Origin of the sequence: Cryobacterium zongtaii (genome assembly GCF_002909375.1) — a bacterium.
GTDB classification, from domain to species: domain Bacteria; phylum Actinomycetota; class Actinomycetes; order Actinomycetales; family Microbacteriaceae; genus Cryobacterium; species Cryobacterium zongtaii.
Window position 1 is genome coordinate 526,904 of sequence record NZ_PPXD01000026.1, and the last position, 21,563, is coordinate 548,466.

The 21,563-nt window shown below is 69.4% G+C and carries 21 protein-coding genes; 4 read left to right on the forward strand and 17 right to left on the reverse strand.

Going from position 1 to position 21,563, the window contains the following annotated elements; all coding sequences use genetic code 11:
• Positions 1 to 3 precede the first annotated feature (3 nt).
• On the forward strand, positions 4 to 732 hold the full coding sequence (locus C3B61_RS17855; protein WP_103461810.1) for a hypothetical protein: 729 nt from the start codon (positions 4 to 6) through the stop codon (positions 730 to 732).
• A 197-nt stretch (positions 733 to 929) separates the two neighbouring features.
• On the opposite strand, the gene pnuC is transcribed toward C3B61_RS17855, so the two are convergent.
• The 7 genes from pnuC to C3B61_RS17890 all read right to left on the reverse strand — a co-directional run bounded on the left by pnuC (position 930) and on the right by C3B61_RS17890 (position 6,123).
• Positions 930 to 1,595: a nicotinamide riboside transporter PnuC gene (pnuC, locus tag C3B61_RS17860; RefSeq protein ID WP_088456964.1), complete on the reverse strand. Its 666-nt coding sequence runs from the start codon at positions 1,593 to 1,595 to the stop codon at positions 930 to 932.
• Positions 1,596 to 1,684: 89 nt separating this feature from the next.
• Positions 1,685 to 2,266, reverse strand: a complete 582-nt coding sequence (gene msuE / locus C3B61_RS17865) for an FMN reductase (RefSeq protein WP_103461811.1) — start codon at positions 2,264 to 2,266, stop codon at positions 1,685 to 1,687.
• A 251-nt stretch (positions 2,267 to 2,517) separates the two neighbouring features.
• Complete coding sequence (locus C3B61_RS17870; protein ID WP_103461812.1) at positions 2,518 to 3,351, reverse strand: aldo/keto reductase; 834 nt, start codon at positions 3,349 to 3,351, stop codon at positions 2,518 to 2,520.
• A gap of 84 nt (positions 3,352 to 3,435) precedes the next feature.
• Complete coding sequence (locus C3B61_RS17875; protein ID WP_244285995.1) at positions 3,436 to 4,263, reverse strand: ABC transporter permease; 828 nt, start codon at positions 4,261 to 4,263, stop codon at positions 3,436 to 3,438.
• Positions 4,260 to 5,174 carry an ABC transporter ATP-binding protein gene (locus C3B61_RS17880; RefSeq protein ID WP_103461813.1) on the reverse strand — a complete coding sequence of 305 codons (915 nt, stop codon included), beginning with the start codon at positions 5,172 to 5,174 and terminating at the stop codon, positions 4,260 to 4,262. The genes C3B61_RS17875 and C3B61_RS17880 overlap by 4 nt, the downstream gene beginning before the upstream one ends.
• Positions 5,171 to 5,467 (reverse strand): transcriptional regulator, encoded by a 297-nt coding sequence (locus C3B61_RS17885; protein WP_088456968.1) that lies wholly within the window; start codon positions 5,465 to 5,467, stop codon positions 5,171 to 5,173. The genes C3B61_RS17880 and C3B61_RS17885 overlap by 4 nt, the downstream gene beginning before the upstream one ends.
• Entirely contained in the window at positions 5,467 to 6,123 is a 657-nt protein-coding gene (locus C3B61_RS17890) for a hypothetical protein (RefSeq protein WP_103461814.1), read from the reverse strand. The genes C3B61_RS17885 and C3B61_RS17890 overlap by 1 nt, the downstream gene beginning before the upstream one ends.
• Positions 6,124 to 6,209: 86 nt before the next feature.
• Here C3B61_RS17890 and hrpA point away from each other — a divergent pair, with 86 nt between their 5' ends.
• On the forward strand, positions 6,210 to 10,199 hold the full coding sequence (gene hrpA, locus C3B61_RS17895; protein WP_103461815.1) for an ATP-dependent RNA helicase HrpA: 3,990 nt from the start codon (positions 6,210 to 6,212) through the stop codon (positions 10,197 to 10,199).
• Positions 10,200 to 10,333: 134 nt separating this feature from the next.
• Here the strand turns inward: hrpA and C3B61_RS17900 are convergent, their stop codons facing one another.
• A complete protein-coding gene (locus tag C3B61_RS17900; protein WP_103461816.1) occupies positions 10,334 to 10,813 on the reverse strand; it encodes a MarR family winged helix-turn-helix transcriptional regulator in 480 nt (159 codons plus the stop codon).
• A 128-nt stretch (positions 10,814 to 10,941) separates the two neighbouring features.
• Between C3B61_RS17900 and C3B61_RS17905 the strand changes: the two genes are divergently transcribed.
• A complete protein-coding gene (locus C3B61_RS17905) occupies positions 10,942 to 11,319 on the forward strand; it encodes a DoxX family protein (protein ID WP_103461817.1) in 378 nt (125 codons plus the stop codon).
• A 68-nt stretch (positions 11,320 to 11,387) separates the two neighbouring features.
• Here the strand turns inward: C3B61_RS17905 and C3B61_RS17910 are convergent, their stop codons facing one another.
• The 8 genes from C3B61_RS17910 to C3B61_RS17945 form a co-directional block, all read right to left on the reverse strand.
• Complete coding sequence (locus C3B61_RS17910; protein WP_133159708.1) at positions 11,388 to 12,140, reverse strand: amino acid ABC transporter ATP-binding protein; 753 nt, start codon at positions 12,138 to 12,140, stop codon at positions 11,388 to 11,390.
• Between the two features lie 41 nt (positions 12,141 to 12,181).
• Entirely contained in the window at positions 12,182 to 13,222 is a 1,041-nt protein-coding gene (locus C3B61_RS17915) for an amino acid ABC transporter permease (protein WP_103461818.1), read from the reverse strand.
• A 3-nt stretch (positions 13,223 to 13,225) separates the two neighbouring features.
• The gene (locus tag C3B61_RS17920) at positions 13,226 to 14,122 is read right to left on the reverse strand and encodes an ABC transporter substrate-binding protein (protein WP_103461819.1); all 897 of its coding nucleotides are present in this window, start codon (positions 14,120 to 14,122) and stop codon (positions 13,226 to 13,228) included.
• 218 nt (positions 14,123 to 14,340) lie between these two features.
• Positions 14,341 to 15,237 (reverse strand): ABC transporter substrate-binding protein, encoded by an 897-nt coding sequence (locus C3B61_RS17925; protein WP_103461820.1) that lies wholly within the window; start codon positions 15,235 to 15,237, stop codon positions 14,341 to 14,343.
• A gap of 226 nt (positions 15,238 to 15,463) precedes the next feature.
• Positions 15,464 to 16,492 carry an iron-siderophore ABC transporter substrate-binding protein gene (locus C3B61_RS17930; RefSeq protein ID WP_103461821.1) on the reverse strand — a complete coding sequence of 343 codons (1,029 nt, stop codon included), beginning with the start codon at positions 16,490 to 16,492 and terminating at the stop codon, positions 15,464 to 15,466.
• 69 nt (positions 16,493 to 16,561) lie between these two features.
• Positions 16,562 to 17,416 carry an ABC transporter ATP-binding protein gene (locus tag C3B61_RS17935; RefSeq protein WP_103461822.1) on the reverse strand — a complete coding sequence of 285 codons (855 nt, stop codon included), beginning with the start codon at positions 17,414 to 17,416 and terminating at the stop codon, positions 16,562 to 16,564.
• The gene (locus C3B61_RS17940) at positions 17,416 to 18,483 is read right to left on the reverse strand and encodes a FecCD family ABC transporter permease (protein WP_244285996.1); all 1,068 of its coding nucleotides are present in this window, start codon (positions 18,481 to 18,483) and stop codon (positions 17,416 to 17,418) included. The genes C3B61_RS17935 and C3B61_RS17940 overlap by 1 nt, the downstream gene beginning before the upstream one ends.
• Entirely contained in the window at positions 18,480 to 19,559 is a 1,080-nt protein-coding gene (locus tag C3B61_RS17945) for a FecCD family ABC transporter permease (protein WP_103461823.1), read from the reverse strand. The genes C3B61_RS17940 and C3B61_RS17945 overlap by 4 nt, the downstream gene beginning before the upstream one ends.
• Positions 19,560 to 19,615: 56 nt before the next feature.
• On the opposite strand from C3B61_RS17945, the gene C3B61_RS17950 reads away from it, so the two are divergent.
• On the forward strand, positions 19,616 to 20,482 hold the full coding sequence (locus tag C3B61_RS17950) for a PhzF family phenazine biosynthesis protein (RefSeq protein WP_103461824.1): 867 nt from the start codon (positions 19,616 to 19,618) through the stop codon (positions 20,480 to 20,482).
• 165 nt (positions 20,483 to 20,647) lie between these two features.
• On the opposite strand, the gene C3B61_RS17955 is transcribed toward C3B61_RS17950, so the two are convergent.
• Positions 20,648 to 21,535, reverse strand: coding sequence for a sulfurtransferase (locus C3B61_RS17955; protein WP_103461825.1), 888 nt, complete (start codon positions 21,533 to 21,535; stop codon positions 20,648 to 20,650).
• Positions 21,536 to 21,563: the final 28 nt, after the last annotated feature.

The following is a 21,563-nucleotide window of genomic DNA, read 5'->3' on the forward strand; positions in this document are numbered from 1 at the left end:
CGCATGACCGAACGCACGATGACCCCCGTCGAGGCGGCGGCACTCCTCGAGGTTGCGGTCGATGCCGAGCTGGAGCAGGTGGAGCGGGCGTTCCGGTACCAGGCCCAGCGCTCGCATCCCGACCGGTTGACCGCCGCAACTCCCGCCGAGTTGGCCGCCGCGGCCGCCCGGTTCGACAGGTTCACTCAGGCCCGGGCCGTGCTGCGTGAGGTCGAGGCCGAGCGGATGCGCCGCTCCCCCGGATCCGCCGGACCCCGGCCGACCGGCGAAGGGGCGGGCTCCGGCTCGAGTTTCGGCTCGGGCGGGCCGTGGGCCGGGACCGGCCGGGAACCTGCCACGGGTACGCCGCCGGGCTGGGCGGCCGACGAGCCGTACCAGCCGGTGCAGCCCGCCGGTCCATGGCTGTTCTGGGTGTGGACGGCACTGTACGCGCTGGCTGCCACGATCTCGGTCATCGGCGGGCCGCTGCCCCAATCCCAGGCGGACCTGTGGCTGCGGTTGGTGCCGCTGGGGCTGGCATCCGTCGCCTTCGCCCGCACCGGACGCACCGTCTTTTTGGTGATCGTGTTGATCCTGGGCACCGCGACGGCGGTGCTCACCGTGGTGTTCGCCTCGTTCGGTCCCCTCGTGGCGCTGCAGCTGCTCATCGCGCCGGTGCTGGGCCTGGTGGCCCTCGGCCGGCCCAAGCAGCTCCGGCGCCGGTCGTCTGCCCCGCCCCGCCCCGCCGGCTGACCGTCCCGACGGCCCCCAAGCACCCGCGTGCGCTCGAAGGACGACCTCGCGAAAGCGGCCACGTGGTCACTTCGCTCCGGCCGAGGCAACCACACGGCCGCTTTCGCGGAAGGTCGACCTCGCGAAAGCGGCGTTCTGGCTACCTCAGCCGATCCAGGCAACCACAGGGCCGCTCTCGCGGGCGCTGCAGGGTGAGATCAGGCCAGGGCCCGCTCCACGAGCGCGCGGCGGCGTTGCACCCGGGTCCAGATCACGAAGCCGGTGATGGTGAATGCGCCATAAAAGAGGTACAGGATCGCGGAGGCGTAGTAGCCGGCGCTGATCAGCAGGGGCACGCCGACGATGTCCACGGCCACCCAGATCAGCCAGAATTCCGTCCAACCGCGGGCCATGCCGTAGGTGGCCAGCAGCGAGCCGGTGAAGATCCAGGCGTCGGCCCAGACCGGTTCGAACGAGCCCAGCGCCCGGAAGATCGGGGTGAGCACCAGCGTGCCGGCGACGAGGCCGATGCCCAGGCCCACCCGCGCCCGGGTGCCGGCCCAGTGCGGGGCGACGGCGACGGTGCCGACCGAGCGGCTGCGCGACCACTGCACCCAGCCGTAGATCGAGACGATGATGAACATCACCTGCCGACCGGCTTGACCGAGCAAGTTCACCGGGTTGGGTGTGCCGAAGACGGCGCCGAGGAACACCGTGAACAGCAGGGCGTTGCCGACGATGCCCACCGGCCAGGCCCAGATCTTGCGGCGCATCCCGCCGACGGCACTGGCGATGCCGAAGACGTTGCCGATGATCTCGCGCCAGAGAATGGTCTGGCTGCCGATCTGCAGCTGGGCGTCAAAGAGCCAATCGATCAGGGACACAGGACACTTCTCTCCCGGATGGGTCGCATCCGTGCACGTCCCAATGTAAGGCGTTTGCGCGCGGGTCTATTCCGCGGCCGCCCGGAGCGTCACCAGACGATGGCGGCCGAATCGGCCGAGAGGTTGGCCGGCAGGCTGGCCCGCACCAGCGGCAGCCCGCGGCGGATCGCCTGATCGATGCGCTCGTTGAGCTCGGCGTTGGTCACCCGGTAGTCGGTGAAGTCGGAGTCCTTGGCGTACACCCCCAACGGCAGGGTGAGCGCCTGGAAGAAGCTGAACAACGGCCGGAACTGGTGCTCGAGGATCAGCGCGTGCCGGTCGCTGCCACCGGTCGCGGCCAACAGCACCGGCTTGTCCACGAGCGAGTACTGCTCGACGAAGTCGAAGACGTGCTTGAAGAGTCCGGTGAAGGAGGCCCGGTACACCGGCGACGCCACGATGAGCAGGTCGGCGCCCTCGATGCGTCGCAGGTCGTCCTCGGCCGCGGCGGAGAGCTCATCCCGGCGAAGCGCCCCGCTGAACTCGCGGCCGACCCGGCTCAGCTCGATCAGGTGCACGTGGATCGAGAGCTCGCGTTCGAGGGCGTCGAGGATCGCCCGCACCAGGGCGGTGGTCTTCGAGGGAGCGTGCAGGCTGCCGGAAACGGCGACGACGTTCAAGGTGTACGACATGTTCCGACGCTAAATGCCGCCGCCGGATGCCGCCAGCCGCGCCGACACACGGCGTAAGACGCGAGCCGGTGCGCATCCGCCGCCCGCGAAGCAACGCGTGCGTGCCGAGTTGCCGCAAAGTGCCCCTTCGGACGCTGCACAGGGGCACTTTCTCGCAAGTGGGCGCAGGGTCATCCGCTGAGAGGCCGCAAACGGCCCCCTCCGACGAGCGGAAGGGGCCGTTTGCGGCACGTCAGCGGAGCCCGGTGAGGCTAGTTGACCTCGTTGGGGTGCGCGCTGACGCGGCCGCCGCGCTCGAGCGCCGAGATGGTGGCGAGCTCGGTGTGGCTGAGTTCGAAGTCGAAGACGTCGAAGTTCTCCGCCATCCGCTCGCGGCGGTTGGACTTGGGGAAGACGATGTTGCCGGTCTGCAGGTGCCAGCGGATGATCACCTGGGCGGGAGTCTTGCCGTGCGCCTCGGCCGCGGTAGTGACCACGCCCTCATCGAGCAACGGGTACTTGCCCTGGCCGAGCGGGCCCCAGGCCTCGATGTGGATGCCGTGCTCGCGGGCGAACGCCGTGATCTCGGTCTGCTGGTAGGCGGGGTGCAGCTCGATCTGGTTGACCGCCGGCACGACGTCGGTCTCGGTGAGCAGTCGCTCCAGGTGCGGCACGAGGAAGTTCGAGACGCCGATGGAGCGGGCCCGGCCGGACTCGCGGATCTTCGCGAGCGTCTTCCAGCTCTCCACGAACTTGTCGTTCGCCGGTGCCGGCCAGTGGATGAGGTACAGGTCGACGTAGTCCAGGCCGAGCTTCTCCAGGCTCTCATCGAACGCATCCAGCGCCGACTGGGTGCCCTGCTTGTCGTTCCACAGCTTCGTGGTCACGAACAGTTCCGAACGGTCGATGCCAGACGACGCCAGCGCCTGCCCGACACCTTCCTCGTTGCCGTAGACGGCGGCGGTGTCGATGTGCCGGTAGCCCACCTCGAGGGCGTCGGTGACGATGCGGGTGGTCTCGGTCGGATCGACCTTGAAGACCCCGAAGCCGAGCTGCGGGATGGTGTGGCCGTCGTTCAGGGTGATGGTGGGTACGGAATTCGTCATCCACTGAGCCTAGGGAACCGCCACTGCCCGCGCACGTCACGCACGCCGAGAGCGTAATCAGCGCGCTCTCCGGGGCTGACTGACTCAGTGGTAGCGGCGGCCTTCGTCGCGGCGGAAGAGCAGCAGGGCCAGGGCGAAGGTGCCCGCGGTCCAGACCAGGATGCCGATCCACACCCACGGCTCCAGCTCGCCGCCCTGCACGGCCCAGATCACGAACTCCCGGGCCTGCCGCGACGGCAGGAACATCGACAGGGTGTCGAGCCAGTCCGCGAAGAGGTACGGCGGCAGGAACAACCCACCCGCGAACGCCAGGCCGAACATCACGATCTGCACCACGGCGATTGCGGCCTTGGACGACATCGAGTAGCCGATCGAGATGCCGATGAACATGAACGGCAGCGCCGAGATGCCCAGCGCCACGATCCCCGCGAGAACGCCCAGTACGGATGCCTCCGCCGCGGTGAACAGAGCGCCGATCGCGATCACCGGCAGGATCGACGCAAGGCCCATCAGCCCGGTCGAGCAGATCTGCCCGAGCACGCGGGAGACGCCCGGTACCGGCAAGGCGCGCAGGTACGGGTCCCACGGCTGCTCCCGGTTGGCCGAGATGTTCAGGCCGAAGCTGAAGAGCGAGTTCGACATCAAGGCGAACACGCTCAGCGCGATCACCGCCTGGGTGGCGAATTCCGGGTTGTCGGCGATGGCGCGTTGCGGCACCACGAAGAACAGCAGCGACAGCCCGGGAAACACGAGTGACCCGATCAGGGCGGCCGGGATGCGGAACGTCTCGACGAGGATGATCCGGGCGTGCAGCAGCGTGAGGGCAAGGATGCCCGTACGGCCGCCCAGAACCGGGGTGCGGCCGGGCGTGCCGGGAGCGGCGCCGACCGGAGCGGGGATGTGGGTGCTCATCGGTTCATCTCCTTCTGGGCGGTGGGGGCATCCGTCGCCCCGGTGAGGGTGAGGAACGCCTCTTCGAGGGTGGCGCCACGAACGGTGAGGCCGGAGAACGGAATGCCGGAGCGCACGAGTTCCCCGATCAGCCGGTCGCTGTCGCTGGCGTAGAAGGTGGTCGCGCCGTCGTCGGCCTGCTCGTGGCCCACCACTCCGGGCAGCCCGTTGACCCGGTCTGGCTGGTCGGTGACCAGGCGCACCTGACGCAGCGAGACCTGGTTGATCACGGCGGTCACGGTGTCGTCGGCGATCACCCGGCCGTGCCCCATCACCACCACCCGTTCGGCGAGCGCCTCGATCTCCTCGAGGTAGTGGCTGGTCACCACCACGGTGGCGCCGCGCTCGTGCTGACGTCGCACGGCATCCCACAGGGTGCGGCGGGCATCCACGTCCAGGCCCGTGGTCGGTTCGTCCAGCAGCACCAGGCGCGGCTGCCCCACAAACGCGAGGGCCACACTGAGCCGGCGCTTCTGGCCGCCGGACAGGGCGCCGGTCTGCCGTTTCAGCAGCTCCGCCAACCCGAACTCCTCGGCCACGGCCGCGGTGGACAGCGGGGTCTCGAAGTGCCGGCCCACGAAGTCGATCACCTCACCCACCCGCAGCGTGGGCGGCAGCGCGGTCTCCTGCGGGGTGCCACCGAGCTTCTGGCGCATCCGGTAGTCGCCCGGTGACCCACCGAACAGCGACACCGTGCCGCTGCTGGGCCTTCGCAGCCCCTGCAGCATGGTGAGCACGGTGGATTTGCCGGCGCCATTGGGCCCGAGCAGGCCCAGGATGCTGCCCGAGTGGATGTCCAGGCTCACGTCGTCGACGGCGAGCACGTCGCCGAAACGCCGCGTCACGTGATCGAGCCGGGCGAGAACGCTCATGAGGATTCCCCTAACAGCCCGCGCAGGGCTTCTCGGTAGTCTTCGAACGCGCGCCGGCCGGTGCGCGACAGGGCCAGGTAGGTGACCGGGCTGCGGCCCTGGTGAGACTTGACGACGTCAACATAGCCCGCGTCCTCGAGCTTCCGCAGGTGGGTGGACAGGTTGCCGGCGGTCATACCGAGCAGCTCCTGCAGCCGGGGAAAGGCGATCTGGTCGCCCACCTCGAGGGTAGCCAGGGTGGCGGTGATCTTCAGCCGGGCGGATGCGTGGATCACCGGGTCGAGTTCGTCCATCAGCGGTTCCGGCGCAGGCGCGCGGCCATGACGGCGGCCGTGACGAGGAAGGCGCCACCACCGACGAGCGCGAAGACCAGGTCGTTGCCGGGCGACCCGGCGAAGGGGGCCGCCGCACCGACGACCAGCATGACCAGACCGAGGACCAGCTGCGATTTGTCCCGCCAGAGCGCGGCGCCACCGAGATAAATGGTGCCGCACATCAGCGCGAAGCCTGACGGGAAGAACAGGTTGGCGAGGTCGGTGGACATGCCGTGGCTGATCAGGGCGGTGCCGAGCAGCCCGAAGGCGGTGCCGCAGACCGACCAGGACAGCCCGTAGACGGCGCCGGAGAAGCTGGACATGCCGCGAACGCCGCGGTTGATGCGCAGGCCGATCACGGCGGAGGACACGATCGAGATCACCAGCAGCACGATGAACAGCGGCGTGGCCACGCCCGCGGGAATCGTGAACCACGGGTTGCCATCCACATCGCCCGACCAGAGGGCAAGGAAGCCAACGAACCAGGCGACCCCCCAGATGAAGTACAGCCAGACGACGGGCGCAATCTGTGAATCCGCCACCCGCCGCTGTTGTTCTTCGAGCATCGCGAGCATCTCGCGCGGGTCCCCCAGGGGCTCATCGAGGGCGGTGGCGGGCGTCCTGTTGTCATCCATGTCTACTTTGTAACACAAAGTAGTTTGCTCCACAACGGTTCGACCCGAAGTGGGGTACCCCCGCGACGCAATACTATGGAGGGCTAATGATTCCCGTGAAAATCACCTTCCCGCCCGAGTTGCCGATCAGCCAGCGCCGCGACGACATCTCGCGCGCCATCCGCGACAACCAGGTCGTGATCGTGGCGGGGTCGACCGGATCGGGCAAGACCACCCAGCTGCCCAAGATCTGCCTGGAGCTGGGCCGGGAGTCGATCGGCCACACCCAGCCGCGCCGGCTCGCCGCGCGCACCATCGCCGAGCGCATCGCCGAGGAGCTCGGCCAGGAGGTCGGCGAACTCGTCGGCTACCAGGTGCGGTTCACCGACCGGGTCGGCGCGGACACCCGCATCAAGCTGATGACCGACGGCATCCTGCTCAACGAGATTCACCGCGACCGGATGCTGCGCAAGTACGACACCATCATCATCGACGAGGCGCACGAGCGCAGCCTCAACATCGACTTCCTGCTCGGCTATCTGCAGCAGCTGCTCCCCCAGCGCCCCGAGCTCAAGCTGATCATCACCAGCGCCACCATCGACCCGGCCAGCTTCGCCAAGCATTTCGCGGCCGCCGACGGCACCCCGGCGCCCATCATCGAGGTATCCGGCCGCACCTACCCTGTCGAGATCCGCTATCGCCCGCTGGTGGCCGAGGCCGCGATCGACGACGACGACGAGATCACCGATGCCGCACCCAGCGTGGACCGCGACTACATCGAGGGCATCTCCGCCGCGCTCGACGAGCTCGAGCAGGAGTCCAACGGCGACGTGCTGGTGTTCCTCTCCGGCGAGACCGAGATCCGCGACGCGGCCGACGCCCTGCAGGGCAAGTTCGCTTCCCGCGACCGCACCAGCCCCACCGAGGTGCTGCCGCTGTACGGCCGGCTCTCCTCCGCCGACCAGCACAAGGTGTTCCAGCCCTCCACAGTGGCCGGCGTGCGGCGCCGCATCGTGCTGGCCACCAACGTGGCCGAGACCAGCCTCACCGTGCCGGGCATCCGCTACGTCATCGACGCCGGCACCGCCCGGATCAGCCGGTACAGCGTGCGCTCGAAGGTGCAGCGGCTGCCGATCGAGGCCATCGCGCAGGCCTCCGCCAATCAGCGGTCGGGCCGCAGCGGCCGCACCAGCGACGGCATCGCCATCCGGCTGTACAGCGAAGAGGACTTCACCCGGCGCCCGGAGTACACCGAGCCGGAGATCCTGCGCACCAACCTCGCCGCGGTGATCCTGCAGATGATCTCGCTGGGCCTGGGCGACATCGCGCAGTTCCCGTTCCTCACGCCGCCGGACTCCCGCAACATCAAAGACGGCCTCGACCTGCTCACCGAGCTCGGCGCGGTCAAGGCCACCGTGGCGCCCACGGGCACCCCCACCGAAGACCCGAGCCAGGCCGGCGGCCGCTCCAGTGGCCGCGATGGTGGCCGCGGGCGCGGCGGTCGTGGGCCGCAGGGCGGGCGGATGGCCGTCACGGCCGGAACGCACACCCTCACCCGGGTGGGCCAGCAGCTCGCCCAGCTGCCCATCGACCCGCGGTTCGGCCGCATGGTGATCGAGTCCAAGGTGCAGGGCACCAGCCGCGAGGTGATGGCCATCGTCGCCGGCCTCACCATCCAGGACGTGCGCGAGCGACCGCTGGAGCGCCGCGGGTCCGCCGACGAGAAGCACGCACGGTTCGCGGACCCCACCAGCGATTTCCTGTCGCTGCTGAACCTCTGGAACTACCTGGAGAACCAGCAGAAGGAGCTCGGCTCAAGCGCTTTTCGGCGTTTGTGCAAGAACGAGTACCTCAACTACCTGCGGGTGCGCGAGTGGCAGGACGTCTACAAGCAGCTCCGCCAGCTGGCCAAGCCGCTCGGCCTGCACATCGGCGACCCCAGTGTGAACCCGGACGGTATCCACCGGTCGATGCTCTCCGGCCTGCTCTCGCACATCGGCCTCAAGGATGTGGCGAAAAAGGATTACATCGGCGCCCGGCAGCAGCGCTTCGTGCTGTTCCCCGGCTCTGCGCTGGCCAAGAAGCAGCCCAACGCCGTGATGAGCGCCGAGCTGGTGGAGACCAGCCGCCTGTTCGCCCGGATGAACGCCGTCGTCGACCCGGCCTGGGCGGAACAGCTCGCCGGCGACCTCTGCAAGCGCAGCTACTCCGAGCCGCACTGGGAGAAGAAGCAGGGCGCCGTGGTCGCCTACGAGCGGGTCACCCTGTACGGGGTGCCGATTGTGCCGCGCCGCCGCGTGCAGTTCTCCCGCGTGGACCCGGCCTACGCCCGCGAGCTGTTCATCCGGCACGCCCTCGTCGACGGCGAGTGGGACCTGGACCGGGTCGACCAGCGGGTCACCGCGTTCGACCGCGCCAACACCGCGCTCCGCAAGGAGCTCGCCGAGCTCGAGGAGCGCACCCGGCGCCGCGACATCCTCTTCGACGACGAGGCCGTCTTCGAGTTCTACCACCGCCGCATCCCCGCCGACGTGCACAGCACCCGCACCTTCGAAACCTGGTGGCGCGTCGCCCGCGCCGAGACGCCGGACCTGCTCACCATGACCGCCGAGGCGCTCGTACCCGAGGATGCGCCGGAGATCGACGAATCGCTCTTCCCGCCGGCCTGGCAGCAGCGTGACCAGCGTTTTGCATTGAGTTACCGGTTCGAGCCCGGCGAGGAGGACGACGGCGTGACCGTGCAGGTACCCCTCGCGCTCCTCGCCCGGGTCTCCCCCACCGGCTTCGACTGGCAGGTGCCGGGCCTCCGCGCCGACCTGGTCACCTCACTGATCAAGTCGCTGCCCAAGGCCATCCGCCGCAATGTGGTGCCCGCCGCCGACTGGGCCGTGCGCCTCCTCGCCGAGCTGCCCCCCGCCCCCGGCGTGGTTCGATCGTCGGTCGAGCTTGTCGAGACCCCGGGACATACCTCGAATCGCGACCAGGACGCCGACCCCTCCTTCGCCGAAACCCTCGCCGCCCTCATCCAGCGCCTCACCTACGTGCCCGTCACGGTGCGCGACTTCGACCTCTCCAGGGTGCCCGCGCACCTGCGGATGACCTTCAGGGTCGTCGACGAGCGCGGCCGCTCCGTCGCCTCCGGCAAGGACCTCACCGAGCTCCAGCGGCGTCTGGGCAACAAGGTGCGCGAGTCCGTGGCCAAGGCCTCGGCCGCCACACCCAAGAACGCCATCGAACGCAGCGGCCTCACCACCTGGGACTTCATCGAACTGCCCCGGTTCATCGACACCAAGCAGGGTGACAACACCATCCGCGGCTACCCCACCCTGATCGACGACGGCACGTCAGTGAGCATCCGCATGATGAGCACCGCCGAGGAGCAGGCCCGCACCCTGCCCGGCGGGGTGCGCCGGCTGCTGCTGCTGGCGACCGCGTCGCCGGTGGCGTACGTGCAGCAGCACCTCAAGGGCGGCGAGAAGCTCTCGCTGGCCACCAGCCCCTACCGCTCCACCCAGGCCCTGTTCGACGACTGCCTCGCGGCCGCCGTCGACGACGTGCTCTACAGGGTGCGGCCCGACGGCCAGGTATTCATGAAGGCCGAGTTCGACACCATCCGCGACAGGGTCTCCGGCGTGGTGATGGACTCGATGTTCGAGACCGTCGGGCTCGTCGCCCGCATCCTCACGGCGTCCCGCGCCGCGGACAAAGCGCTCAAGGCCTCCACCAGCATGGCCCTGCTTGCCGCGCTCACGGATGCCCGCGAGCAGCTGAACGGGCTGGTCTACCCCGGTTTTGTCAGCGCAACCGGCCTGGCCCAGCTGCGGCACCTGCCGCGCTACCTCGGCGGCATCAGCGCGCGCATCGACAAGCTGCTGGACAACCCCAACCGCGACAGGGTCTGGATGAACGAGGTGCAGTCCGCCACGGCCCGCTTCGCGGACGCAGGCGGACGCATCCCGTTGCCCGCCGACTCAGCGGCCAACCTGGTTCGGGCGAGATGGATGATGGAGGAGTTGCGCATCAGTCTCTTCGCCCAGGAGCTGCGCGCGGCAGAGTCGGTCTCCCTCCAGCGCATCCAGAAGGTCCTCGCCTCCTAACGCCGTCTCGCAGTCGCACCCCACCGCCGGTCGAGCTTGTCGAGACCTGGTGACAATACCTGCGTTCAGACTCCAGCTCACGGGATCTCGACAAGCTCGATCAGCGAGGCGGGGCGTTCCACAGACAGGCTCGTTCAGCGAGGCGGGCCGTCGCAAGCCGCGTGGTCGTCGGGGTGGGCGAGGGCTCGGGCGATGTCGGTGAGCGAAAGCACCTGGGCAGGCGTCAGCCGGTCGAAGACCAGGCGGCGCACCTGGGCCACGTGGCCGGGCGCGGCCGCCACGAGTTTTGCCAGACCCGACTCCGTCAGGGTGGCCAGCACGGCGCGGCGGTCATCCGGCGCCATCTCGCGGGTGACAAACTCCGCCGCCTCCAGGCGAGCCACGATGCGCGACAGCCGCGATTGCGAGGTGCTGGCCGATGCCGCGAGCTCGCTCATGCGCATGCAGTGGTCGTCCCGTTCCGAGAGCATCACCAGCACCATGTAGTCCGCCATCGCGAGGTCAGCATCCCGCTGGAGCTGCGATTCCAAAGCCGCGGGCAGCAGGAAGAGCACCTCCGCCAGGGCCTTCCACGCGGTCAGCTCCTCAGCGTTCAACCATTCCGGTTCGTCCATCCGCCCACTCTACCCAGATTTACTTGACGCCGAAAGTAGTTCACGCTAGTTTATTTGACACAGCAACTACTTCCCCCGCAACAACCGTCGTTCGGCGCTTCCGGCCCGACGCCAACCCTGGAGTTCCCATGAATATCGCCATCTGGATCATCACCGTCCTCATCGCCGTCGCCTTCATCGGCGCCGGCCTCATGAAGGTCGCACAACCGCGTGCCAAGCTGGCCGCCAACGGCATGGCGTGGACCAACGACTACTCGGATGCCGGCGTCAAGCTCGTCGGTCTCGCCGAGCTGCTCGGCGGCCTCGGCCTGATCCTGCCCGCGGTCACCGGCATCGCCCCGATCCTGGTGCCGATCGCCGCGGCCGGCCTGACCGTGATCATGATCGGTGCCGTGGTTTGGCATGTGCGTGCCGGCGACGGCGCCAAGGAGACCATGCCCAGCGTGATCCTCGGCATCCTCGCTCTCGTCGTGGCCATCACCCGCTTCGGCCCCTACGCTTTTTAGCCCGCGACCTGTGACAAAGGCCCCAGAATCGTCGAGATCCTGGGGCCTTTCTCACGGTTCGGGGAGGGCTAGAGCACCTTGGAGAGGAACGCCTGGGTGCGGGCGTGCCGCGGGTTGGCCAGGACCTCCGACGGGAGACCGGACTCGACCACAACACCGGCGTCCATGAAGACCAGGGAGTCGGCGACCTCGCGGGCAAAGCCCATCTCGTGGGTCACCACGATCATGGTCATGCCCTCCTTGGCCAGGCCCTTCATCACGTCGAGCACCTCGCCGACGAGCTCCGGGTCCAGCGCGCTGGTGGGCTCGTCGAAGAGCATCAGCTTGGGCTCCATCGCCAGCGCCCTGGCGATCGCCACCCGCTGCTGCTGGCCACCGGAGAGGTGCGCGGGGTAGTAGTCGGCGCGGTCGGCCAGGCCCACCCGGGCCAGCAGGTCGCGGGCGGTCGACTCCACCTTTGCCTTGGGCAGTCCCTTGACCCGCAGCGGCGCTTCCATCACGTTCTGCAGCGCGGTCATGTGCGGGAACAGGTTGAACCGCTGGAACACCATGCCGATGTCCCGGCGCTGCTTCGAGGCTTCCTTGGGCGCCATCTCGTAAAGCTTGCCGTTGGACTCGCGGTAGCCGATCAGCTCACCGTCCACGCTCAGCCGCCCGGCCGAAAGCACCTCGAGGTGGTTGATGCAGCGCAGGAACGTGGACTTGCCCGAACCACTCGGCCCGACCAGGCACATCACCTCGCCGCGCTTGACCTCGAGGGTGATGCCCTTGAGCACCTCATTCGATCCGAAGCTCTTGGTGACTTGCTCGGCCAGCACCATCGGCACGTCAACGGTTGTCGCGGGCCCCACTGTCGTCGCGCTCATCGTGCTCCTCCGTCGCCGGTCGTGCCCGGCGCATCCGTCTTCGGCGGCAGCACCACGGTGGGCTGGCCCGACCCGATCACGGGCACCACACCGGTGATCGCACCCGTGCTGGGCGCCGGGTCGCTCTTGTCGGTCTGCCGGTCACCCACGCCGCGGGAGAAGCGCTTCTCGAGGAAGTACTGGCCGACCATGAGGATCGAGGTGAAGAACAGGTACCAGATCGATGCGACGATCAGCAGCGGGATCGGGTTGAAGGTCTCCGCCGAGATGTCTCGCGACCTCGTGAACAGCTCCAGACTGAACGGCACCGCGGTGACCAGGGAGGTGGTCTTCAGCATCGAGATCACCTCGTTGCCGGTCGGCGGAATGATCACCCGCATCGACTGCGGCAGGATGACCCTGGTCATCGTCTGCGACCAGCTCATACCGAGGGCGATCGAGGCCTCTTCCTGGCCCTTGTCAACCGAGAGCAGGCCGGCGCGCACGATCTCGGCCATGTACGCGGCTTCGTTCAACGCCAGCCCGATGATGGCCAGGGTGAAGGTGTTCAGTGCTGCGTTGGTGCTGAACGAGACCCAGGGGTCCATGAAGGGAATGCCGATATCGATGCTCGTGTAGATCAACGAGATCAGGCCCCAGATGGTCAGCTGCACGTAAACCGGGGTGCCGCGGAAGATCCACAGGTAGAACCAGGCCACGCTCTTGACCACCGGGTTGGGTGAGAGCCGCATCACGGCCAGGATCACGCCGAGGATGATCGCGATCACCATCGAGAACACCGTCAGCTGGATCGTCACCAGGGCGGCCATCGAGATACGCCGGTCGAAGAGGTACTTGCCCACCGCCGGCCAGTCGTACGCCGGGCGGAAGGCCGCGTCGATGACGAACAGAGCGAAGATCGCCATAAGCAACACGGCGAACACCACACGCCACGGGTGTCGCAGCCGGATGGCCTTGATCGGCTCCGAGGTGGATACGGCGTCTCGCGGCGGCGGGGTCGAGCCCGCCGCCGGGCCGGACGGGTGCGTGGTACTCATGGGTTATCCGTTCGCGCCTGCGTTGATTGTGATTTCGTCGATGCCGCCGTCGGCAACGCCCCACTCGTCGAGGATCGCCTGGTAGCTGCCGTCGTCGACCATGGACTGCAGCGCGGCCTGCACGGCCACGGTGAGCTCGGAGCCCTTGGCCACGACCATGCCGTATGGGGCCACATCGAAGGTCTCGCCGGCCAGCTGCAGCTTGCCGTCGGTCTGGGCGATCGCGTACAGGGTGACCGGGGAGTCGGCGCTGAGCGCGTCGGCCTGGCCGAGCACGACCGCGTTGGTCGCGGCATCCTGGGTGTCGAACTTGAGCTTGTCGATCGGGGGCTTGCCGGCGGCCACGCAGGCGTCGCTCTTGGCGGGCACCTCGTCGGTGTCCTCGAAGGTGGTGGCCTGCACGGCGACCTTCAGGCCGCAGGCGTTGTTGGGGTCGACATCCGTACCCGCCGCAGAGGCCCACTGGATGCCCGCGGTGTAGTAGTTGACGAAGTCGACCTGCTGCTGCCGCTCGACGGTGTCGGTGAACGAGGACGAACCGATGTCGGCCTTGCCGCCGGTGACGCTCGGGATGATGTTGTCGAACTTGGCGACCTGGAACTCCGGCTCGAGGCCGAGCTTGGCGGCGATGCCACTGGCGATTTCCACACCCCAGCCGATCGGCTCGCCGGCCTCGTTCTTGAACTCGTTCGGCGCGTAGGTCGGGTCGGTGCCGATGACGAGGGTGCCGGTGTCGGCGACCTCGGCGGGCACCAGGGCTGCGGCCGCGTCGTCGACCTCGAGCGTGGGAGCGCTGCTTGCGTCGGAGCCGCTGGTCGCGGGCGTCGAGTTGTCAACGCAGCCGGTCAGCATCAGCGCGGCGGCGGCGGCGAGGGCGGGAAGTACGTATCTAGCGCGCATGGCACGACCTTCTTCATTGGGGCGTCGAGGTGTCGGATCGACTGAATGGCAGTGGACGGTACGACTGCTGTGAGCCTAATACACCCCTGCGCTGGGGGAACGGCCTGGCGATATCGGTTCGGGAACAGCCCAAACGACGCCTGTCAAGGCTAGTGGGTCCTGCGCAGTGGCACTCCAGCGGAGTCGTCGATGCCCCAGGTCAGCGAGAACTTAGGGGATCAGCCGTTCGCGGCTGCGTTGATCGTGATCTCGTCCACGCCACCGTCCGTGACACCCCAGGCATCGAGGATGGCCGTGTAGCTGCCGTCGTCGACCATGGACTGCAGGGCGGCCTGCACGGCGGCGGTGAGTTCGGAGCCCTTGGCGACGACCATGCCGTACGGGGCCTCGTCGAAGGTGTCGCCGGCCGGCTGCAACTTGTCGCCGGTCTGGGCGATCGCGTACAGGGTGACCGGGGAGTCGGCGCTGAGTGCGTCGGCCTGGCCGAGCACGACAGCGTTGGCGACGTCGGCCTGGGTGTCGAACTTGAGCTTGTCGATCGGGGGCTTGCCGGCGGCCACGCAGGCGTCGCTCTTGGCGGGCACCTCGTCGGTGTCCTCGAAGGTGGCGGTCTGCACGGCGACCTTCAGGCCGCAGGCGTTGTCAGGGTCAACGTCGGTGCCCGTCACCGACGCCCACTGGATGCCGGCGTTGTAGTAGTTGACGAAGTCGACCTGCTCCGCGCGCTCCGGGGTGTAGGTGAACGAGGATGCTCCGATGTCGGCCTTGCCGCCGGCCACGCTCGGGATGATGTTGTCGAACTTCGCGACCTGGAACGTCGGCGCCAGGCCGAGCTTGGCGGCGACGCCGGCGGCGAGCTCGATGTCCCAGCCGATCGGGTCGCCGGCCTCGTTCTTGAACTCATTCGGCGCGTAGGTCGGTTCGGTTCCGATGAGCAGGGTGCCACGATCAGCCACCTCAGCCGGGACCAGTGCCGCTGCCGCGTCGTCTTTCGTGATCGCAGCGGCACTGCTCTCGGGCGACCCTGACTCCGCCGGAGTCGAATTGTCGACGCATCCGGTGAGCATCAGAGCCGCCACGGCAGCGAGGGCGGGGAATACGTATCTAGCGCGCATGGCACAACCTTTTCCTGGGTCTCGACGCTTCACAGGATCGAGTCGACTGAGCGCTCCGCGGATTGTACGACTGGAGTGAACCTGAAACACCCCTGCGCTGGGGTACGGCTCGTACGATCTCGGCTTCGAAATCAGTCGAAACGGAGGCATGTCAAGGTTACCGTGCTCAGGGCAGCCCGTGCTCCAGGCTGCCCTCGCTCCCGGTCGCCCTCGCTTCAGGCCGCGATTACTTCGCGGCGTCGGCGGCCAACGCGGCCACCGAGAGCTGCGCGACGTAGTCGTCGATGCCCCAGGTGAGCGAGAGACCGGTGGGCGGGGAGACCGAGGCGACGAAGGCCGCGCCGACCGGCGACGCCACTGCATTGTTCTGCACCTGCGGCATGACCTGCGCGTAGCCGGCGTTCAGGAACGCGTCGGATTCCTCCTGGGTGGCGGCGAAGTTGACGATCACGTCGCTGGTGAGCTTGTCGAGCTGCTCGTAGCTGATCGTGTAGAAGAAGTCGGACTCGCCATTGGCGAGTTCGGCGACGCTGGGGGCGCTCTCAAAGCCAAGCTCGGTGGCGAAGGTCACGCGCGGGTCAGCATCCGTGTAGACGTAGAACACGCCGGCGGTGTCGGAGGTCAGGGCCACGGTCTTGCCGTCGAACTCCGGATGCGCCGCGGCCTTCTCGGCGATCGTGTCGTCGATGTCGGCGAGCAGGGTGGTGGCCTCGTCGGACTTGCCCAGGGCCGTGCCGGTGATCTCGATCAGCTCGCGCCAGTCGGTGGACCAGGGCTCGTCGGGGTACGCCACGACGGGGGCGATGTCGCTGAGCAGTTCGTACTGCTCCTCGGTGACACCGGAGTACGCGGCGAGGATCACGTCGGGCGCGGCGGCCGCGATCTCCTCGTAGGGGGGTTCGGTGGAGTCGGAGAGCACGGTGGGCACGTCTGCGCCCTGCTCGTCCAGGGCTTCCGCGATCCACGGCAGCACACCGTTCTCGTCGCCGCCGTAGGCCTGGAAGGGGATGGCGACGGGCACGACGCCCAGGGCGATGGCGTCGTCGGCGCTGCCCCAGCCCCAGGTGACCACGCGGGTGGGCTCGGCGTCGATGGTGGTCTCACCGAAGGCGTGCTCGATGGTGACGGGGAACGCGCCGCCGGCCGCGGCATCCGAGCCGGCGTCGCCGTCGGAGTCGGAGGCGGAGCATCCGCTGAGCGTGAGGGCGGCGATGGCCGCGGTGGCGGCGAGCACGGTGGTCAGACGTCTGGGCACAGGTAACTCCGGTTCTGAGGGGCGGAAACGACCGCCGATGTTTAGGGTAGCCTCACCTAATATAGCGGGTCAGGGGCTTCCGTGGAACCGTCCGATGGGCACGACCAGGGGTGAGCCGCAGACCGGGTCGGCGATGACGCGGGCGGTGAGCCCGAAGGCCTCGAGCACGACCGCCTCGGTGAGCACCTCGGCCGGGGGGCCCTCGGCGATGACGCGCCCGTGCCGCATGACGACAAGCCTGTCGGCGTATCGGGCGGCCAGGTTCAGATCGTGCAGCACCATCACCACCGTGGTGCCCTGCTCGTGGTTGAGCTCGTGCAGCAGGTCGAGCACCTCCACCTGGTGGGTGACGTCGAGGAAGGTGGTGGGTTCGTCCAGCAGCAGGATGTCGGGTTTCTGCGCGAGCGCCATGGCGATCCAGACGCGTTGACGCTGGCCGCCGGAGAGTTCCTCCATGCGCCGGGAGGCCAGCTCGAGGGTCTGGGTGGCGGCCATGGCCTGGGCGACGATGGCGTCGTCGGTGCTCGACCAGTGCCGGAACCAGCCCTGGTGCGGGTATCGGCCGCGGCCGACGAGGTCGGCCACGCCGATGCCCTCCGGGGCGATGGGCTGCTGGGGCAGCAGGCCCACGACGGTGGCGACCTGACGGCTGGGCAGGCCGGCGATGTTCCGGCCGTCGAGGGTGACGGTGCCGGCCTGCGGCGGCAGCAGCCGGGCGAGGCCGCGCAGCAGCGTGGACTTGCCGGACGCGTTGGCGCCGACGATCACGGTGATCGCGCCGGGTTCGATGGCGAGGTCGAGGTTGTCGACGATGCGGGTGCCGTCGTAGCCGAGGCTGAGGCCGGTGGCGGTGAGGGCGTGGCGAGCGGATGCGGCGGACTCGGCGGCGGGCTGAGCGGTGGTCTGGCCGGTGGGCTGGGGCATCAGGCGCCCTTTCCGATTCGGTTCTGGGTGGCGAGCAGCCAGAGCAGGTAGGGGGCGCCGATCGCGCCGGTGATGATGCCGGCCGGCAGTTCGAGTGACCCCGGCAGCAGGTGCTGGGCGGTGAAGTCCGCGACGGTGGTGATCAGCACGCCGATCAGGGCCGCCGGTAGCAGGGCCAGACTGCCGGTGCCGACGACGCGTCGGGCGATGGGTGCCGAGACGAAGGCGATGAACGCGAGCGGACCCACGAACGCGGTGGCGAGGGCCGCGAGGGCCACGGCCGTTACGAGCAGGGCCAGCCGGGAGCGTTCGGCGCGCACGCCGAGGCTGCTGGCGGTGTCGTCGCCCAGCTGCAGCATCCGCATCCGCCCGGCGAGCAGCCCGATGGCCGGCAGCAGCACCGCCAGGAACCCGGCGAGGACCGCGATCTCGGACCAGCGGGCGCCGCTGACGCTGCCGACCAGCCAGGTGAGGGCGTCCTTCGCGTTGCGGAGGTCGGCTCGGGAGAGCAGGTAGCCGAGCAGGCCCTGCACCATGAATGCGACGCCCACACCGATGAGCACGAACCTGTAGCCGACGACGCCGCCGCGCCAGGCGAGCAGGTAGATTGCGGCGGCCACGACCATGGCGCCGGCGAAGGCCATGAACGAGGTGGCGACACTGCCCAGGCCCAGCACGAGCATGCCGAACACGGCCGCGGCGCTGGCACCACCGGTGACGCCGATGATGTCGGGGCTGGCCAGGGGGTTGCGCAGAACCGTCTGGAACAGCCCGCCGGAGATCGCGAAGGCCACGCCGACGAGGACCGCCAGGGTCAGCCGAGGCAGCCGCAGCTTGAACACTATGAAGTTCTCGCTGCTGGACCCCTGACCCACTAGGGTGCGCAGCAGGTCGGGCACGCTGAGGTTGTATGCGCCCACCATCAGGCTCATCGCGGCGACCAGCAGTACCAGCACGGCCAGGACCAGCACGATGCGGCGTTCCCGGCGGTGCCGCAGGGTGCGGGCCAGCGCGAGCGGGGCGGCATCCGCTACGGCCCGGGTGGATGTCGTCACGGTGGCGCTCACAGGCCGGCCAGCTTCACGCGGCGCACCAGGGCGATGAGCATCGGGGCGCCGAGGAACGCGACCACCAGGCCGGCCTCGATCTCGCCGGGCCGGGCGATGACCCGGCCGAGAACATCGGCGGCTAGCAACAGCACCGGGCCGAGCACCGCGGAGTAGAGCAGGATCCAGCGGTAGTCCGGGCCGGTGAAACGGCGGGCGATGTGCGGCACGGCCAGGCCCACGAACACGATCGGTCCGGCCATGGCGGTGGCGGAGCCGCAAAGCAGCACCACGGCGACGGCGCAGACGATGCGGGCCGCCACGAGGTTCTGGCCGAGCCCGCGGGCCAGGTCGTCGCCCAGGGCGAGCGCGTTGAGCATCCGCCCGGCCAGCAGGCAGAGCAGCACCCCGAGGCCGATGAACGGGGCCAACTGCAGGGTGGAGCCGAGGTCGCGGGCCACGAGGGAGCCGGCCGACCAGAACCGGTACTTGTCGAAGGCGGCCGGGTCGCTGAGCAGCACGATGGTGATCAGCGAGGTGAGTGAGGCTGTGAGCGCGGTGCCGGCCAGCGCGAGTTTGACCGGGGTGGCGCCCTCGCGGCCGAGCGAGCCGACCACGTAGACGATCACGGCGGCCACGAACGCGCCGGCGAAGGCGAACCAGACGTAGCCGAGCGCCGAGGTGACGCCGAACCAGGCGATTCCGGCGACGACGAAGAGCGAGGCGCCGGCGTTGACGCCGAGCAGACCGGGGTCGGCGAGCGGGTTGCGGGTGATGCCCTGCATGAGGGCGCCGGCCAGGCCCAGTGCGAGGCCGGCGAGCAGGCCGATGGCGGTGCGTGGCACCCGCAGGTCGAGCACCACGGTGTGGTCGGTGATGCCGAGGTCGGGGCGCAGCAGCGCCTCGAGCACGGTGCCCAGCGGGATCGACCGGCTGCCCACCACGAGGGAGGCGGCCACGGCGAGTGCCAACAGGAGCACGGCAATGCCCAGTCCGACGAGCTGACGGCGGCGGGGCACCCGCAGCTCGTTCCCGGCCGCGGGCACGACCGAGCCGCGGGCGGGCGCGCCCGTCCCCGGAGCCGTTGAGGTAAGCATTACCTAAGTATGACAGCCTCGACCTGGGCAGTCACCGGCGCTGGCAGTATGAACCCATGACCGTGCCCGTGCTGCGTTTCGCCGCCTTCACCGATCCGACCCTCACCGATGCGGCGGTCGGGGGAAATCCGGCCGGCATCGTGCTCGACGCGAGCGGCCTCGACGACGCGGCGATGCAGGCCGCCGCCGCCGAGGTCGGCTACGCCGAAACCGCGTTCATCACGGTGCCGGGGGTGGACAGTGATCCGCGCAGAAGCCGGCTGCGCTACTTCTCCCCCGTCGCCGAGGTGCCGTTCTGCGGGCACGCCACCATCGCCACGGCCGTGGCGCTGGCCGGCCGGGACGGTGTCGGCCCGTTCACGTTCGATACCAGCGTCGGCACCATCATCATCGAGACCCGCACCACGGATGCCGGCCTGTCCGCATCCTTCACCAGCGTTGAGCCCGAGGTGCGGGCCATCGCGCCCGAGGTGCTGACCGAACTACTCGGGCTGCTCGGTGTCTCGGTTGCGGCGCTGCACCCGGAGTACCCGCCGTTGCAGGCCTTCGCGGGCAACTGGCATCCGGTGCTGGTCTTCGCCGATCAGGCCGGGTTCGACGCCTTCACCTTCGACCCGGCGGCCATGCGCCGTCTGATGGATGCCCAAGGCTGGGCGGGCACCGTCACCACCCTGTCGGTTCTGGGCGTCGGCGAGTTCGAGGCACGCAACCTGTTCCCGGTCGGCACTCTCAGCGAAGACCCGGCCACCGGCTCGGCCGCCGCCGCGGTGGGCGGCTACCTGCGCGAGCTCGGGCTGGTGATGCCGCCGGCGCGGGTGGTCATCCACCAGGGCCGGCACGTGAACCGGCCAAGCCTGCTGCTCGTGGACGTGCCCGTCGCCGGCGGCATCGTGGTGAGCGGTACCGCGACCCAGATCGCCTAGCCGCGCGGCGGGACAGCCCCGGCACGCGCCAGCCCTCGCGGCACGCGCCAGCACCGGCGGCACGCGTGAGCCCCGGCGGCACGCGGTGTAACACGTGCCGCCGGAGGTACTGCGGGCCGCCAGGACCAAACCGGGCCGCGACGCTGCCGAACCGGCGAGAGGGATCTACCCGCGGGCGGATGCCCCGCCGGGCGCGTCCCCGGTCGCAACCGGCCGGCCGGGCAGGTTCGACCACTGCGACCAGGAGCCGGGGTAGAGCGCCGGGGTGAACCCGGCGAGGGTGAGCGCCACCGCCTCGTGCGCGGCCGTCACGCCGGAGCCGCAGTACACGCCCACGTCGTAGCCGGGCGTCTCCGGTCCACCGCCAGCCTCCCGGCCGGGCACCCCGAGCGCCTCGAACCGGGCCCGCAGCTCCGCCGCCGGCAGAAACCGCCCCTCAGCATCCAGGTTGGCGCCCGTCGGAGCGCTCACCGCGCCCGGGATGTGGCCGGCGCGCGGGTCGATCGGTTCGATGTCGCCCCGGTAGCGTTCGGCGGCCCGGGCGTCCAGCAGCACGCCGTCCTGCGCGAGCGCGGCCGCGGCATCGGCGTCGAGCACGGGCAGGGCGCCGAGGGTCAGTGTCACCGAACCGGCCGGCACCGGCTCCTCCCCCTCTACCACCGGTAGCCCGGCGGCGCGCCAGGCGGCCAGGCCGCCGTCGAGCAGACGCACGTCACGCACCCCGGCGTGGCGCAGCAGCCACCAGGCGCGGGCGGCCGACATGTTGCCCAGGTCGTCGTACACCACGACGGTGTCGCCGTCGTTCAGACCCCAGCCGCGCGCGGCGGCCTGCAGGTCGGCCGGTGCGGGCAGCGGATGCCGGCCGTCGGCCGGCTCGCCGTGTCCCGCCAACTCGGAGTCCAGGTCCACGTACACGGCGCCGGGCAGGTGCCCACGGCGGAACTCGGCACGGCCTGGAGGGCCGCCGAGCTTCCACCGCACGTCGAGGATGCGTGGAGCCGGGCCGACGACGAGGAACGCGGCCAGATCGGCCGCCGAAATCAATGTGTGCACCCGTTCACGTTAGCCGGGCGGGTAACCC

Coding starts and splice junctions, on each gene's coding strand:
- C3B61_RS17855 (WP_103461810.1), top strand. CDS start 4: ATGACCGAACGCACGATGACCCCCGTCGAGGCGGCGGCACTCCTCGAG.
- msuE (WP_103461811.1), bottom strand. CDS start 2,266: ATGTCGTACACCTTGAACGTCGTCGCCGTTTCCGGCAGCCTGCACGCT.
- C3B61_RS17870 (WP_103461812.1), bottom strand. CDS start 3,351: ATGACGAATTCCGTACCCACCATCACCCTGAACGACGGCCACACCATC.
- C3B61_RS17875 (WP_244285995.1), bottom strand. CDS start 4,263: ATGAGCACCCACATCCCCGCTCCGGTCGGCGCCGCTCCCGGCACGCCC.
- C3B61_RS17880 (WP_103461813.1), bottom strand. CDS start 5,174: ATGAGCGTTCTCGCCCGGCTCGATCACGTGACGCGGCGTTTCGGCGAC.
- C3B61_RS17885 (WP_088456968.1), bottom strand. CDS start 5,467: ATGGACGAACTCGACCCGGTGATCCACGCATCCGCCCGGCTGAAGATC.
- C3B61_RS17890 (WP_103461814.1), bottom strand. CDS start 6,123: ATGGATGACAACAGGACGCCCGCCACCGCCCTCGATGAGCCCCTGGGG.
- hrpA (WP_103461815.1), top strand. CDS start 6,210: ATGATTCCCGTGAAAATCACCTTCCCGCCCGAGTTGCCGATCAGCCAG.
- C3B61_RS17900 (WP_103461816.1), bottom strand. CDS start 10,813: ATGGACGAACCGGAATGGTTGAACGCTGAGGAGCTGACCGCGTGGAAG.
- C3B61_RS17905 (WP_103461817.1), top strand. CDS start 10,942: ATGAATATCGCCATCTGGATCATCACCGTCCTCATCGCCGTCGCCTTC.
- C3B61_RS17910 (WP_133159708.1), bottom strand. CDS start 12,140: ATGGTGCTGGCCGAGCAAGTCACCAAGAGCTTCGGATCGAATGAGGTG.
- C3B61_RS17915 (WP_103461818.1), bottom strand. CDS start 13,222: ATGAGTACCACGCACCCGTCCGGCCCGGCGGCGGGCTCGACCCCGCCG.
- C3B61_RS17920 (WP_103461819.1), bottom strand. CDS start 14,122: ATGCGCGCTAGATACGTACTTCCCGCCCTCGCCGCCGCCGCCGCGCTG.
- C3B61_RS17925 (WP_103461820.1), bottom strand. CDS start 15,237: ATGCGCGCTAGATACGTATTCCCCGCCCTCGCTGCCGTGGCGGCTCTG.
- C3B61_RS17935 (WP_103461822.1), bottom strand. CDS start 17,416: ATGCCCCAGCCCACCGGCCAGACCACCGCTCAGCCCGCCGCCGAGTCC.
- C3B61_RS17945 (WP_103461823.1), bottom strand. CDS start 19,559: ATGCTTACCTCAACGGCTCCGGGGACGGGCGCGCCCGCCCGCGGCTCG.
- C3B61_RS17950 (WP_103461824.1), top strand. CDS start 19,616: ATGACCGTGCCCGTGCTGCGTTTCGCCGCCTTCACCGATCCGACCCTC.